Below are 14,410 nucleotides of genomic sequence, written 5' to 3' on the forward strand. Positions count from 1 at the left end.
AAGGGAAACCGCAGGTTAGATAGGTATAATTCTGCCAGACATCGGAGCTTGAAGACGCATGCCGCAGACAAAACACGCAATAACCGACGTACAGCCCCTGTTGCACGGCCATTTGCCGCAACTGGCCGCACGTTCCCCGGACGCCCATAAAGGCCAGTTCGGCCACCTGCTGGTCATCGGTGGTGACCGTGGCTTCGGCGGCGCAGCCCTGCTGAGCGCCGAAAGCGCCTTGCGCAGTGGTGCAGGCATGGTTTCCCTGGCGACGCGCCTGGAGCATGTGCCTGCTGCCCTGGCTCGCCTGCCGGAAGTCATGACTGTCGGCGTCAGCTCGGCCAATCAACTGATGGGGCTGCTGGAAAAGATCTCGGTCATTGTGATCGGGCCCGGGCTCGGTGACGCGTCCTGGGGCAAAAGCCTGCTTTCTGTGGCCGCCAACGCCGGCCTGCCGCAGGTATGGGACGCCGACGCCTTGAATCAACTCGCCACCGGCAGCGTCAGTTTGCCGGCCGACTGCGTGATCACCCCGCATCCGGGTGAGGCGGCGCGCCTGTTGGGTATTTCGACAGCCGAAGTTCAGGCCGATCGACTTAAGGTAACGCGCGCGTTGAGCCACAAATTCAACGCAGTGGCTATCCTCAAGGGGGCTGGCAGTTTGATTGCCAGCCCGGACGGTCGTGTTTCGCGATGTGACCAGGGCCATCCGGCCATGGCGACGGCTGGACTGGGTGATGTACTCGCCGGCCTGGTTGGCGCGCTGATGGCCCAGGGTATGCCGGCCTATGAGGCAAGCTGCCTGGCCGTGTGGTTGCACGCCACTGCCGGGGATCGCCAGGGCACCTTTGGTCGCGGGCTGGCGGCGAGCGACCTGATACCCGCCATTCGTCAATTGCTGGAGGAACAGTCGCCGTGTCTGAAGTAATCCTTTTCCTGGCCGATGAAGAGTCCATGGTCAGCTTCGGCCAGCGCATTGCCCAGGTCACCGCCGGGGCAGGGTTGATCTTCCTGGAAGGCGACCTGGGGGCAGGCAAGACCACGCTGTCTCGAGGCATCATTCGCGGATTGGGCCACACCGGGGCGGTAAAAAGTCCGACGTTTACGTTGGTAGAACCCTATGAAATCGGCGGCGTGCGAGCGTTCCATTTCGACCTCTATCGCCTGGTGGACCCCGAAGAGCTGGAATACATGGGTATCCGGGATTACTTCGATGAAGAGGTGTTGTGCCTGATCGAGTGGCCAGATAAAGGCACAGGCTTTTTGCCAAAGCCGGACCTGACCATTACCATTACGCCGCATGAGCACGGACGTCAGCTGAAGTTGTTGCCCCAGAGCGCGCGTGGCCAGTCGTGGTGCGCCGCTTTGGCATTGGAATTCAAATAATTGGTGGGGTTAGGTATGCGCTTTCGCGCGTTGGTTGCTGTCGTGGGGGTGTTGCTTGCGGCAATGACTGTCAATGCTCTGGCTGCTTCACAGGTGAAAAGTGTTCGCCTGTGGCGAGCGCCGGATAACACGCGACTGGTGTTCGACCTGTCTGGCCCGGTCCAGCACAGCGTCTTTACCCTGACGGCACCTGATCGCCTGGTGATCGACATCAATGGCGCGACCTTGGCCGCGCCGTTGAAAGTCTCCACCGCCAATACCCCGATTACCGCCATGCGCTCGGCCCAGCGTACGCCGACCGATCTGCGCGTGGTGATCGACCTGAAAAAGGTCGTGACCCCGAAAAGCTTCTCCCTGGCGCCAAACGCCCAGTACGGCAACCGGCTGGTGGTCGACCTGTTCGATAACGCCGCCGATGCCGCGCCGCCGCCTGCGCCAACCCCGAGCGTGGCAACGGTGCCTGCGGTGCCGGTCAACCCGTCGCAACCGCAGGTCAAGCTGCCACCTCCGCCACCGGCCCCGGCCGGCAAGCGCGACATCATCGTGGTGATCGACGCCGGTCACGGTGGCGAGGACCCGGGGGCTTCGGGTTCGCGCGGCCAGCATGAAAAAGACGTGGTACTGGCCATCGCTCGCGAATTGCAGCGCCAGGTCAATGGGATGAAAGGCTACCGTGCCGAGCTGACCCGTACCGGCGACTATTTCATTCCCTTGCGCGGCCGTACCGAGATCGCTCGCAAGAAAGGCGCCGACCTGTTTGTGTCGATCCACGCCGACGCCGCGCCTTCGGCCGCTGCCTTCGGCGCCTCGGTGTTCGCCTTGTCGGATCGCGGTGCTACGTCGGAGACCGCGCGTTGGCTGGCCGACAGTGAAAACCGGTCCGACTTGATCGGTGGGGCCGGCAACGTGTCCCTCGATGACAAAGACAAAATGCTCGCCGGCGTATTGCTCGACCTGTCGATGACGGCCTCGCTGACCTCCAGCCTGAACGTGGGCCAGAAGGTCCTGAGCAACATCGGCCGGGTCACCTCACTGCACAAGCAGCGGGTGGAGCAGGCCGGGTTCATGGTGCTGAAATCGCCGGATATCCCATCGATCCTGGTGGAAACCGGGTTCATCTCCAACGCCAACGAAGCTTCGAAGCTGGCCAGCGCCAGCCACCAGCAGGCGCTGGCGCGGTCCATCAGTGCCGGTGTTCGCCAGTTCTTCCAGCAGAACCCACCACCGGGCACCTACATCGCCTGGCTGCGTGACTCGGGGAAAATCGCCCAGGGCCCGCGTGACCATCGTGTGCAACCGGGTGACACCCTGGCCATGCTGGCGGTGCGTTTCCAGGTGTCGGCCGCCACATTGCGCAGCGCGAATAACCTGAAGACGGATGAACTGAAAGTCGGCCAGGTGTTGACCATCCCTGGTACTGAATTGGCGGCGCAGTAATGAGTGAATCACTGCTGAACAGCGGATCCCGCATCGAGCTGCTGAGCCCTCGCCTTGCCAACCAGATTGCGGCGGGCGAGGTGGTCGAGCGCCCGGCATCGGTGATCAAGGAACTGCTGGAGAACAGCATCGACTCCGGTGCCAAACGCATCGATGTCGATGTGGAGCAGGGCGGCGTCAAGCTGTTGCGCGTGCGTGACGACGGCAGCGGCATTTCCTCGGATGATCTGCCGCTGGCCCTCGCGCGTCACGCCACCAGCAAGATTCGCGACCTGGAAGACCTTGAGCGGGTGATGAGCCTGGGCTTTCGCGGTGAGGCCCTGGCCTCCATCAGCTCCGTCGCGCGCCTGACCCTGACGTCCCGTACCCGCAGCGCCGAGCAGGCCTGGCAAGTAGAAACCGAGGGGCGCGACATGGCGCCTCGGGTCCAGCCGGCGGCACATCCCGTCGGTACGTCGGTGGAAGTGCGCGACCTGTTCTTCAACACCCCGGCGCGGCGCAAATTCCTCAAGGCCGAAAAGACCGAATTCGATCACCTTCAAGAAGTCATCAAGCGCCTGGCGTTGGCCCGCTTCGACGTGGCTTTCCACCTGCGCCACAACGGCAAGACCATTCTCAGCCTGCATGAAGCCAATGATGATGCCGCGCGTGCTCGCCGTGTGTCGGCAATTTGCGGCGCGGGCTTCCTGGAGCAGGCGCTGCCGATTGAAATCGAACGCAATGGCCTGCGGCTGTGGGGGTGGGTGGGGTTGCCGACCTTTTCCCGTAGCCAGGCGGACTTGCAGTATTTCTTCGTCAATGGCCGTGCGGTGCGCGACAAGCTGGTGGCTCACGCGGTGCGCCAGGCGTATCGCGATGTGCTGTTCAACGGGCGCCACCCGACGTTTGTGCTGTTCTTCGAGGTCGACCCGTCGGTGGTAGACGTCAACGTGCACCCCACCAAGCACGAAGTGCGCTTCCGTGATGGGCGCATGGTGCATGACTTCCTCTACGGCACCTTGCACCGCACCTTGGGCGATGTGCGTCCGGATGACCAGTTATCTGCACCGATTGTGACGGCGGTGGTTCGGCCAAGCGGCCCGGAAGCCGGCGAGTTCGGCCCTCAGGGCGAAATGAGCCTGGCGGCCAACCTGCTGCAATCGCCACAGGCGCAGCCTTCGTACACCGCGCCGAATTCGGGCTCCGGTTCCGGTTATCAGTACTCATACACCCCGCGCCCGCAGTCGGCGGTGCCTGTGGCCGAGGCCCAGGCTGCGTATCGCGAATTTTTTGCACCGCTGCCGGGGGCCGAGTCGGGCGCACCTGTCGCCTTGCCCGAAGGCGGGGGGGATATTCCGCCGCTGGGTTACGCGTTGGCGCAGCTCAAGGGCATCTACATCCTGGCGGAAAACGCCCATGGCCTGGTGCTGGTGGACATGCACGCCGCCCACGAGCGGATCATGTACGAGCGCCTCAAGATTGCCATGGCCAGTGAAGGCCTCAGCGGCCAGCCGCTGCTGGTGCCGGAGTCCCTGGCAGTGAGCCAGCGTGAGGCCGACTGTGCCGAAGAGCACCACAGCGTGTTCCAGAAGCTGGGCTTCGAACTGCAGCGCCTGGGCCCGGAAACCCTGGCCATCCGCCAGATTCCCGCGCTGCTCAAGCAGGCCGAGGCCAACCGGCTGGTGGCCGACGTGCTGGCGGACCTGATGGAATACGGCACCAGTGACCGTATCCAGGCCCACATCAACGAACTGCTCGGCACCATGGCCTGCCACGGCGCCATCCGCGCCAATCGCCGCCTGGCCCTGCCGGAAATGAACGGCTTGCTGCGCGACATGGAGAACACCGAGCGCAGCGGGCAATGCAACCATGGCCGACCGACCTGGACCCAGATGGGCCTGGACGATCTGGACAAACTGTTCCTGCGCGGCCGTTGATGAGTGCCTTGCCCCCTGCGATCTTCCTGATGGGCCCCACGGCCGCCGGCAAGACCGACCTCGCCATCGAGCTGACCAAAGTATTGCCATGCGAGCTGATCAGTGTCGACTCTGCCCTGGTTTACCGGGACATGGACATCGGCACCGCCAAGCCTTCGAAAGAGCTGCTGGCCCAATACCCGCACCGTTTGATCGACATCATCGACCCGGCGCAGAGCTACTCGGCAGCAGATTTCCGTGCCGATGCCCTGGCCGCCATGGCCGACATCACCGCACGGGGCAATATTCCGCTGCTGGTGGGCGGCACGATGCTCTATTACAAGGCTTTGCAGGAAGGCCTGGCGGACATGCCGCCGGCCGACGCCCAGGTGCGCGCCGAGCTTGAGGAAGAGGCTGCACGCCTTGGCTGGCAAGCCCTGCACGACCAGCTGGCGGCGGTAGACCCGGTATCCGCCGCGCGCATTCACCCCAATGACCCCCAGCGGCTCACTCGCGCCCTGGAAGTCTGGCGCGTAAGTGGGCAGACCATGACTGAACATCGGCTGAAACAAAGTGCGCAAAGTGCTGACGCAGGCGCATCTGGACAGTCACAATTGCCCTATACTGTGGCGAATCTGGCCATCGCTCCGGCAAGCCGCCAGGTGCTGCATGAACGAATTGCACAAAGATTCACAATTATGTTGGAACAGGGGTTTGTGGACGAGGTCGTAGCTCTGCGTTCCAGAGGTGACCTGCATCCAGGGTTACCTTCGATACGTGCTGTAGGCTATCGCCAAGTCTGGGATCATCTGGATGGCAAGCTGACGTCAGCCGAAATGCAGGAACGCGGCATCATTGCCACGCGCCAATTGGCGAAACGCCAGTTCACCTGGTTGCGCAGCTGGAGCGATTTGCACTGGCTGGACAGCCTGGACAGCGACAATCTGTCACGCGCCTTGAAATACTTGGGAACGGTCTCCATATTGAGCTGAGTCCTTGCAATTGCCGTCTATCCTTGGGGGTGTGACGGCCATAAGCTATCTATTTTCCGATTTTTTATTATTGATCCTTAAAGGAGTGCGGCACATGTCAAAAGGGCATTCGCTACAAGACCCTTACTTGAATACTTTACGTAAAGAGAAAGTGGGGGTTTCCATCTACCTGGTCAACGGTATCAAGCTGCAAGGCACGATCGAGTCGTTCGACCAGTTCGTGATCCTGCTGAAAAACACCGTCAGCCAGATGGTCTACAAGCACGCTATCTCGACAGTCGTTCCAGTTCGTCCAATCCGTCTGCCTAGCGCAGCGGGTGATGATGTAGCTGACGCTGAGCCAGGTAACGCCTGATAGGAGTCTCCTTTGTTCTTTGAGCGCCACGGTGGTGGTGAGCGAGTGATCCTCGTTCACTTGGATGGACAGGACCCTGAGGCGCGCGAAGATCCGCAGGAGTTTCAGGAGTTGGCAAATTCGGCCGGCGCCGAGACCGTTGCGTTTTTTAACGTACCGCGTCATCGGCCAACCGCCAAATTCCTGATTGGCAGCGGCAAGGTCGAGGAACTGCGCGACTTGGTCCACGCCGAAGAAGCCGATCTGGTGATCTTCAATCACGTCCTCACGCCCAGTCAGGAACGTAACCTCGAACGTGTTTTCGAGTGTCGCGTGATCGACCGTACCGGTCTGATTCTCGATATTTTCGCCCAGCGCGCCCGTACCCATGAAGGCAAGCTCCAGGTCGAACTGGCCCAGCTTGACCACATGAGCACGCGCCTGGTCCGCGGCTGGACTCACCTTGAACGCCAGGGTGGCGGTATCGGCATGCGTGGCCCGGGTGAAACCCAGCTCGAAACCGACCGACGTCTGCTGCGGGTTCGCCTGCGCCAGATCAAGGGTCGCCTCGAGAAAGTCCGCAGCCAGCGCGAGCAATCGCGTCGAGGCCGTTCACGTGCGGATATCCCTACCGTGTCCCTGGTGGGCTATACCAACGCCGGCAAATCCACACTCTTCAACAACGTGACGAAATCGGACGTGTACGCGGCCGATCAGCTGTTCGCCACCCTCGACCCGACCCTGCGCCGCCTGGACCTGAACGACCTGGGTCCAATTGTCCTGGCCGATACAGTGGGTTTCATTCGGCACTTGCCGCACAAGCTGGTCGAGGCATTTCGGTCTACGCTCGAAGAGTCGAGCAATTCCGACCTGCTGTTGCATGTGATCGATGCGGCAGAACCGGATCGCATGCTGCAGATTGAGCAGGTGATGCTGGTGCTGGGCGAGATTGGCGCCCAGGACTTGCCGATCCTCGAGGTCTATAACAAACTCGATCTGCTTGAAGGCGTAGAGCCACAAATACAGCGCGATGAGAACGGCAAGCCCCAGCGGGTCTGGCTGTCGGCGCGTGATGGCAGTGGTCTTGAGTTGCTTGAACAAGCCATTGCCGAGTTGCTTGGCAGCGATTTGTTCGTCGGCACCTTGCGATTGCCCCAGCGTTTTGCTCGACTGCGTGCACAGTTTTTCGAGTTGGGCGCGGTACAGAAAGAAGAACACGACGAAGAAGGTGTCAGCTTGCTGGCCGTTCGATTGCCGCGCTCGGAGCTGAATCGGCTGGTTAGTCGTGAAGGCGTTGTACCGACAGAGTTCATCGAACAACACACTTTGCAATAAAAGCCTCCTAAAGCGGTTGTGCCGCAGTGGCAGGCATTCTGTAGCATTGGTCGGCGCGCCGTGGGTGCGTCTTTGCTTTATCAGATGGAGAGCGCTATGGCTTGGAATGAGCCGGGTGGCAACTCGAATAATCAGGATCCTTGGGGTGGTAAACGCCGCAATAATGGCGACCGCAAGGGGCCACCAGATCTCGACGAGGCCTTCCGAAAGCTGCAGGAAAGCCTGAATGGGTTGTTCGGTGGTGGAAAAAAACGTGGTGGTGACGACGGCGGTCGCACAAGCAAGGGCGGTGGCTATGGCCTGCTGGGCCTGGGTCTTGTCGTGCTGGCGGCCGTATGGCTGTACAGCGCCGTTTACGTGGTGGACGAGCAGGAGCAGGCCGTGGTGCTGCGCTTCGGCAAGTACTACGAAACCGTAGGCCCGGGCTTGAACATCTATTTCCCGCCGATCGACAAGAAGTACATGGAAAACGTCACGCGTGAGCGTGCCTACACCAAGCAGGGCCAGATGCTGACCGAAGACGAGAACATCGTCGAAGTGCCGCTGACCGTGCAGTACAAGATCAGCAACCTGCAGGACTTCGTGTTGAACGTCGACCAGCCGGAAATCAGCCTGCAACACGCTACTGAAAGTGCCCTGCGCCATGTCGTCGGTTCTACCGCGATGGACCAGGTGCTGACCGAAGGTCGTGAGTTGATGGCCAGCGAGATCAAGGAGCGCCTGCAGCGGTTCCTCGATACCTACCGCACCGGTATCACCGTCACCCAGGTGAACGTACAGAGCGCTGCCGCACCGCGTGAAGTACAGGAAGCCTTCGACGACGTGATCCGTGCCCGTGAAGACGAGCAGCGTTCGCGCAACCAGGCTGAAACCTACGCCAACGGCGTCGTGCCGGAAGCCCGTGGTCAGGCCCAGCGCATCCTCGAGGATGCTAACGGTTACCGCGACGAAGTGGTCTCGCGCGCCAAGGGTGAGGCAGATCGCTTCACCAAGCTGGTCGCCGAGTACCGCAAGGCGCCGGAAGTCACGCGTGAGCGTCTGTACCTGGACACCATGCAGGAAGTCTTCAGCAACACCAGCAAGGTTCTCGTGACTGGCAGCAAAGGTGGGCAGAACAACCTGCTGTACCTGCCGCTGGACAAGATGATCGAAGGTGGTCGTAGCAGCACCAGCGCACCGTCCACCGGTTCCAATGCCGCTGCCAACGAAGCGAGCGCCCGTGCGGCCGCTGACTTGCTGCAACAGCAAACACGTACCAGGGAGAGTCGTTGATGAGCAATAAATCGCTGACCGCCCTGATTGTGGGCGTCGTCGTGGTCATCGCTGCCTGGAACTGCTTCTACATCGTGGCTCAGACCGAGCGCGCGGTGCTGCTGCAATTCGGTCGTGTGGTCCAGGCGGATGTCCAGCCGGGCCTGCATGTGAAAGTCCCCTACGTCAACCAGGTGCGCAAGTTCGACGCCCGCCTGATGACCCTGGATGCACCGACACAGCGCTTCCTGACCCTGGAAAAGAAAGCCGTGATGGTTGACGCCTACGCCAAGTGGCGCGTCAAGGATGCCGAGCGCTTCTACACTGCGACCTCCGGCCTCAAGCAGATTGCTGACGAGCGCTTGTCGCGCCGTCTGGAATCGGGCCTGCGTGACCAGTTTGGTAAGCGCACCCTGCACGAGGTGGTATCCGGTGAGCGTGACGCGCTGATGGCTGACATCACGCGTTCGCTGAACACGATGGCGGAGAAAGAGCTGGGCATCGAAGTGGTCGATGTTCGGGTCAAGGCCATCGACCTGCCGAAAGAAGTGAACCGCAGCGTGTTCGAGCGCATGAGCACCGAGCGTGAGCGTGAAGCCCGTGAGCACCGTGCCAAGGGTAACGAGTTGGCTGAAGGTATCCGTGCGGATGCCGACCGTCAGCGCCGTGTATTGCTGGCCGAAGCCTATCGCGAGTCTGAAGAGGCCCGTGGTGATGGCGACGCTCAAGCCGCGGCGATCTACGCCAAGGCCTACGGTCAGGACCAGGAGTTCTACGCGTTCTACCGCAGCCTGCGTGCCTACCGTGAAAGCTTCGCGAACAAAACCGACGTCATGGTGCTGGACCCAAGCAGCGACTTCTTCCGCTATCTGGAAAAGTCCAAGTAACCAGCCTGTGATTCTGTAGGTGTCACTCCCGTCGGGCGGCTAAAACGCCTGGCGGGGTGATCCTTTCGGAAAACGGGTGTATGATGCGGCAGCCGGGAAATTCCCGGCTTTTTTGCGTCTGCATGTTTGATTCGGCAGGCGTGACAGGTTTTTCGAGGAAAGTGCCCGACGAGGCCGTTTGCAGGCCGTTCGTCACTTCGCTCTTGCGCGTGGTTTATGCAGGGGGCGGGTATTTTCTGCTTCACTCAAGGCTCGGCCGAGGGCTGGCCGCCCGGATCAAAGGGGAATGGCGTAATGGCAACGGTAGACCGCTGGCTGCTGCCAGATGGCATCGAAGAAGTACTGCCACCAGAAGCTGCGCGCATTGAAGTAGCGCGTCGCCAGGTGTTGGATCTGTTCCAGAGCTGGGGTTACGAGTTTGTCGTGACCCCTCATATCGAGTACCTGGAATCCCTGCTGACCGGCGCGGGCCAGGACCTGGATCTGCGCACCTTCAAGGTCATCGACCCGCAATCGGGCCGGCAAATGGGTTTCCGTGCCGACATCACGCCGCAAGTGGCGCGCATCGATGCGCACACCCTGCGCCGAGAAGGTCCTAGCCGCCTGTGCTACGCCGGCAGCGTGCTGCATGCACAGCCGCGTGCGTTGTCGTCATCCCGTAGCCCGATCCAGTTGGGCGCCGAGTTGTACGGCGATGCCAGCCCGAGCAGTGACGTCGAAGTGATCAGCTTGATGCTGGCCATGCTGCAACTGGCCGATGTGCCAGATGTCCACATGGACCTGGGTCACGTCGGTATCTACCGTGGCCTGGCCCGTGCGGCCGGTTTGTCCGGTGAGGTGGAGCAGCAGTTGTTCGATGCCCTGCAACGCAAGGCCATTGACGAAGTCATCGCCCTGACCGTTGGCGTGCCCGCCGATCTGGCCGACATGCTGCGTGCGCTGGTGAACCTGTGTGGCGGTCGCGAAGTGCTGGTCGCTGCCCGTGAGCGCCTGGCCAATGCGCCGGCGCCGGTGCTGGCCGCACTGGACGACGTGCTGGCGATTGCCGAACAGTTGTCGGCGCGCTTCCCTGAGTTGCCGTTGTACTTTGACCTGGGTGAGTTGCGTGGCTACCACTACCACACCGGTGTGGTATTTGCCGTGTTTGTACCGGGTGTTGGCCAAGCCATCGCCCAAGGCGGTCGTTATGACGATATCGGCGCCGACTTCGGTCGTGCGCGTCCGGCCACCGGCTTTTCCACCGATTTGAAAACCCTGGTGACCCTGGGGCGTGCTGAGGTCGAGCTACCGTCTGGTGGCATCTGGATGCCCGACAGTACGGACGCAGCACTCTGGCAGCAGGTTTGCCAGTTGCGCAGTGAGGGTCAGCGTGTTGTCCAGGCCTTGCCTGGACAACCATTGGCCGCCGCCCGTGAAGCGGACTGCGACCAACAATTGATTCTGCAGAACGGGCTTTGGCAAGTATCGCCACTGGCTTCTTGAGTTTTCCTGCCGGCCATCGCCGGCACCAAGTTTGCGCGAATGAGGACAAGTGTTATGGGTAAGAATGTCGTAGTCCTGGGCACCCAATGGGGTGATGAGGGCAAAGGCAAGATCGTTGATCTGCTGACCGAACATGCTGCCGCCGTAGTGCGCTACCAAGGTGGCCACAACGCTGGCCACACCCTGGTCATCGATGGCGAAAAAACCGTCTTGCACCTGATCCCGTCGGGTGTGCTGCGCGAAGGCGTGCAGTGCCTGATCGGCAACGGCGTCGTAGTTGCACCTGATGCCCTGCTGCGCGAGATCACCAAGCTGGAAGAGAAAGGCGTACCCGTGCGTGAGCGCCTGCGTATCAGCCCGTCCTGCCCGCTGATCCTGTCCTTCCACGTTGCGCTGGACCAGGCCCGTGAAAAGGCGCGTGGCGAGCTGAAGATCGGTACGACCGGTCGCGGCATCGGCCCTGCCTACGAAGACAAGGTTGCACGCCGTGGCCTGCGTGTCGGCGACCTGCTCAACATGCCGCGCTTTGAAGACAAGCTGCGTGAACTGGTGGACTACCACAACTTCATGCTGGTGGGTTACTACAAAGAGCCAGCCATCAAGTTCGAAAAGACCCTGGCCGAGTGCAAGGAATACGCTGAGCTGCTCAAGCCGCTGATGCTGGATGTGACTGCCGAGCTGCACGACCTGCGTCGCGCAGGCAAAGACATCATGTTCGAAGGCGCCCAAGGTTCGCTGCTGGACATCGACCACGGCACTTACCCGTACGTGACCAGCTCCAACACCACCGCGGGTGGTGTTGCGACCGGTTCGGGTGTCGGCCCGATGTTCCTGGACTACATCCTGGGCATCACCAAGGCTTACACCACCCGCGTTGGCTCGGGTCCGTTCCCGACTGAGCTGTTCGATGACGTCGGTGCACACCTGGCCAAGCAAGGTCACGAGTTCGGCGCAACCACCGGCCGTGCTCGTCGTTGTGGCTGGTTCGACGCGGTCATCCTGCGTCGTGCTATCGATGTGAACAGCATCTCGGGTATCTGCCTGACCAAGCTGGACGTACTCGACGGTCTGGAAACCATCAACATCTGCATCGGCTACAAAGACGCAGAAGGCCAGGACGTTGCCCCAACGGACGCAGACAGCTACGTGGGCCTGCAGCCTGTGTACGAAGAAGTGCCGGGCTGGACCGAATCGACCGTGGGCGCCAAGACCCTGGAAGAGCTGCCGGCCAACGCCCGTGCCTACATCAAGCGTGTTGAAGAGCTGATCGGTGCGCCGATTGACATTATTTCGACAGGTCCGGACCGCAACGAAACCATCGTTCTGCGTCATCCGTTCGCTTAATAAGCTGTTGATGTAAAAAGCAAAGGGCTCCTTCGGGAGCCCTTTGTCGTTTCTGCCGCCCGAGCGGCACGACCCTTGCTTCGGTTCTCTCTTTCGCGGTGCTATCAAATTAATGGCACCCGTGGTGGAGGGATTACCGATGTCTGCCGTTCTCTCATTGTTACAAAGTCGTCTGTTGCGGCCGGTGTTCGTTACCCTAGGTATCGCTCTTTTGGTGCAAGTGCTGGTGGCGGTTGCCCTCACACGCAGCACGGTCACAGCGCTGGAAGCTGATTTGGGCAATCGCCTGGGTATCGATAGCCAGAAACTGTCTGGCGAACTGGCGCAGGCTGGCAAGGAAGTCACGTCCAGTCTCGATAGCTTGTCTACGAGCACCCGTCAGCGCCTGACAGCCGGTCTTTCGACCCGCTTGCAGGAAGAGCAGAAGCAACTGCGTGCGACCCTGGAAAAAGACCTGCAGGACTCCGCCAATGATATGGCGCAACTGCTGGCCTCGGTGGCACCCCGCGCCATGTGGGACAGCGACGTGCCGACGCTGTCGGAGTTCGCCCGGCGCGCGCAACGCAATCCCAATGTGCTGTTTGTGGTCTATGACGACGCGGCGGGTGAGCACCTGACCCGCTACCTGAATCGGGAAAACCCGATCAACCAGGCGCTGCTGGCAAAGGGCGCGGGTGACCGTGCCCTGGATAAAGTGCTGGACGCGGCCAAGAGCGATCCTGCTGTGTACTACGTCGAAGCCTCCATCAGCCCTAATGGAGTAGAGATCGGCAAGGTCCGCATGGGGGTTTCGACAGCGTCGGTTGAAGCCGACCTGCAAGCGCTCGACAAGCGTTTCGCCGCGCTGATCGCCAGCGGCGACCAACTGGTCGGCGACAGCCTCAAAGGTGCAGCGGCCGATAGCGCTGCCGCCATGGGCGCCCGTCTGCAATCTGCACAGGCCACCGCAACCCAGATGACGGCCAACACCACCAGCGCCGTCCAGGACGCGGCTGGCACCTTGCGCTGGCGCATTGGCATGGGGCTCGCGCTGGTCGGTCTAGGCGTTTTGCTGTTGATAGCCATCGTGCTGGGGCGCCGGGTCGTCAACCGCCTGAAGCTGCTGATTGCGGCCATGGATGACTTGGCGGCGGGCGAGGGCGACCTCACTAAACGCGTGCAGATCAGCAGCAAGGACGAAATTGGCGACATGGCTTCGGCCGTCAATCGCTTTGTGGATAAGTTGCAGCCGATTGTGCGTGAGGCGGGGGATGTGGCCCAGCGTACCGGCGTGGAAATCGGTGCCATGACCTTGCGCAATGCCGGTGCTGACGCGGCGGCTGGGTTGCAGCGCGATGAAGTGGCCGAAAGCTTGCGCGCACTGTCGCAAATGGCCGACGAGGCGCAGGCCGAAAGCCATGCGATGCAAGCGGCGTTGCAGCAGGTGGTGGATATTCGTCAGGCCACGGATGAGAACTCGCGCACTTCAGCCGAAGTGGGCAGCCTGATCGAGGCGTTGGCCGGCCAGGTGCAGGCAGGCTCACAGGTCATCGAGCGCCTGGCCCAGCAAAGCGAGCAGATCGAGGTGGTGCTGACTGTGATTCACGGCATCGCCGAGCAAACCAACCTGCTGGCGCTCAATGCGGCCATCGAAGCGGCGCGTGCCGGCGAAACCGGGCGCGGCTTTGCCGTGGTGGCAGACGAAGTGCGGGCGCTGGCGAGCAAGACGCAAAGCTCCACGGGGGATATCCAGGCGCATATCGTGGCGTTGCAGCAAGGTGCGCGGGAGGCGGTGGAAACCATCGGCAAGGCCGGGCGCCAGGCCAGCGAAGGCTTGCTGGTTCTGCGCGATAGCGTGCGTTTGCAGCAGACGGTGCAGGCTTCGGTGGAGCAAGTGCATGCGGCGATAGGCTTGGCCACGCGCGCGGCCGAGCATCAGGCCCAGGGCGCGCATGCGGTGCGTGGGCGGGTGGAGGTGATCCACGCCCAGGCCGAGCGTGCGGCGCAGGCGGTGGTGGAGACTACCGCCAGTGGCAAGGTGCTGGATGGGTTGGCGGCGCAGTTGAAGGCGAGCCTGGGGCAGTTCCGGGCATAGTG

At 61.6% G+C, this 14,410-nt stretch carries 12 protein-coding genes; all 12 read left to right on the plus strand.

The window, feature by feature from the left end; genetic code table 11:
• Positions 1-58: 58 nt before the first annotated feature.
• The 12 genes from ATH90_RS02685 to ATH90_RS02740 all read left to right on the plus strand — a co-directional run bounded on the left by ATH90_RS02685 (position 59) and on the right by ATH90_RS02740 (position 14,408).
• Positions 59-919, plus strand: a complete 861-nt coding sequence (locus tag ATH90_RS02685) for an NAD(P)H-hydrate dehydratase (RefSeq protein ID WP_098465659.1) — start codon at positions 59-61, stop codon at positions 917-919.
• Positions 907-1,377 carry a tRNA (adenosine(37)-N6)-threonylcarbamoyltransferase complex ATPase subunit type 1 TsaE gene (gene tsaE / locus ATH90_RS02690; protein ID WP_034105714.1) on the plus strand — a complete coding sequence of 157 codons (471 nt, stop codon included), beginning with the start codon at positions 907-909 and terminating at the stop codon, positions 1,375-1,377. The genes ATH90_RS02685 and tsaE overlap by 13 nt, the downstream gene beginning before the upstream one ends.
• Before the next feature lie 15 nt (positions 1,378-1,392).
• On the plus strand, positions 1,393-2,814 hold the full coding sequence (locus tag ATH90_RS02695; RefSeq protein ID WP_098465660.1) for an N-acetylmuramoyl-L-alanine amidase: 1,422 nt from the start codon (positions 1,393-1,395) through the stop codon (positions 2,812-2,814).
• Positions 2,814-4,730 carry a DNA mismatch repair endonuclease MutL gene (gene mutL, locus ATH90_RS02700; protein ID WP_098465661.1) on the plus strand — a complete coding sequence of 639 codons (1,917 nt, stop codon included), beginning with the start codon at positions 2,814-2,816 and terminating at the stop codon, positions 4,728-4,730. The genes ATH90_RS02695 and mutL overlap by 1 nt, the downstream gene beginning before the upstream one ends.
• Positions 4,730-5,701, plus strand: a complete 972-nt coding sequence (gene miaA, locus ATH90_RS02705) for a tRNA (adenosine(37)-N6)-dimethylallyltransferase MiaA (RefSeq protein ID WP_098465662.1) — start codon at positions 4,730-4,732, stop codon at positions 5,699-5,701. Before mutL ends, miaA begins: the two co-directional genes overlap by 1 nt.
• Before the next feature lie 94 nt (positions 5,702-5,795).
• Positions 5,796-6,056 (plus strand): RNA chaperone Hfq, encoded by a 261-nt coding sequence (gene hfq, locus ATH90_RS02710; RefSeq protein WP_034105706.1) that lies wholly within the window; start codon positions 5,796-5,798, stop codon positions 6,054-6,056.
• 12 nt (positions 6,057-6,068) lie between these two features.
• Positions 6,069-7,370, plus strand: coding sequence for a ribosome rescue GTPase HflX (gene hflX / locus ATH90_RS02715; protein ID WP_034105704.1), 1,302 nt, complete (start codon positions 6,069-6,071; stop codon positions 7,368-7,370).
• Positions 7,371-7,466: 96 nt separating this feature from the next.
• Positions 7,467-8,642: an FtsH protease activity modulator HflK gene (hflK, locus tag ATH90_RS02720; RefSeq protein ID WP_028615515.1), complete on the plus strand. Its 1,176-nt coding sequence runs from the start codon at positions 7,467-7,469 to the stop codon at positions 8,640-8,642.
• On the plus strand, positions 8,642-9,508 hold the full coding sequence (gene hflC, locus ATH90_RS02725) for a protease modulator HflC (protein ID WP_010213607.1): 867 nt from the start codon (positions 8,642-8,644) through the stop codon (positions 9,506-9,508). Before hflK ends, hflC begins: the two co-directional genes overlap by 1 nt.
• A 294-nt stretch (positions 9,509-9,802) precedes the next feature.
• The gene (locus ATH90_RS02730; protein WP_098465663.1) at positions 9,803-10,990 is read left to right on the plus strand and encodes an ATP phosphoribosyltransferase regulatory subunit; all 1,188 of its coding nucleotides are present in this window, start codon (positions 9,803-9,805) and stop codon (positions 10,988-10,990) included.
• A 54-nt stretch (positions 10,991-11,044) separates the two neighbouring features.
• Positions 11,045-12,334, plus strand: coding sequence for an adenylosuccinate synthase (locus ATH90_RS02735; RefSeq protein WP_098465664.1), 1,290 nt, complete (start codon positions 11,045-11,047; stop codon positions 12,332-12,334).
• A 139-nt stretch (positions 12,335-12,473) separates the two neighbouring features.
• On the plus strand, positions 12,474-14,408 hold the full coding sequence (locus tag ATH90_RS02740) for a methyl-accepting chemotaxis protein (RefSeq protein ID WP_034105697.1): 1,935 nt from the start codon (positions 12,474-12,476) through the stop codon (positions 14,406-14,408).
• The last annotated feature ends 2 nt before the right edge of the window (positions 14,409-14,410 follow it).

It is taken from the genome of Pseudomonas lurida (genome assembly GCF_002563895.1).
In the GTDB taxonomy this organism is placed as follows: domain Bacteria; phylum Pseudomonadota; class Gammaproteobacteria; order Pseudomonadales; family Pseudomonadaceae; genus Aquipseudomonas; species Aquipseudomonas lurida.

Coding starts and splice junctions, on each gene's coding strand:
- ATH90_RS02685 (WP_098465659.1), top strand. CDS start 59: ATGCCGCAGACAAAACACGCAATAACCGACGTACAGCCCCTGTTGCAC.
- ATH90_RS02695 (WP_098465660.1), top strand. CDS start 1,393: ATGCGCTTTCGCGCGTTGGTTGCTGTCGTGGGGGTGTTGCTTGCGGCA.
- mutL (WP_098465661.1), top strand. CDS start 2,814: ATGAGTGAATCACTGCTGAACAGCGGATCCCGCATCGAGCTGCTGAGC.
- miaA (WP_098465662.1), top strand. CDS start 4,730: ATGAGTGCCTTGCCCCCTGCGATCTTCCTGATGGGCCCCACGGCCGCC.
- hfq (WP_034105706.1), top strand. CDS start 5,796: ATGTCAAAAGGGCATTCGCTACAAGACCCTTACTTGAATACTTTACGT.
- hflK (WP_028615515.1), top strand. CDS start 7,467: ATGGCTTGGAATGAGCCGGGTGGCAACTCGAATAATCAGGATCCTTGG.
- hflC (WP_010213607.1), top strand. CDS start 8,642: ATGAGCAATAAATCGCTGACCGCCCTGATTGTGGGCGTCGTCGTGGTC.
- ATH90_RS02730 (WP_098465663.1), top strand. CDS start 9,803: ATGGCAACGGTAGACCGCTGGCTGCTGCCAGATGGCATCGAAGAAGTA.
- ATH90_RS02735 (WP_098465664.1), top strand. CDS start 11,045: ATGGGTAAGAATGTCGTAGTCCTGGGCACCCAATGGGGTGATGAGGGC.
- ATH90_RS02740 (WP_034105697.1), top strand. CDS start 12,474: ATGTCTGCCGTTCTCTCATTGTTACAAAGTCGTCTGTTGCGGCCGGTG.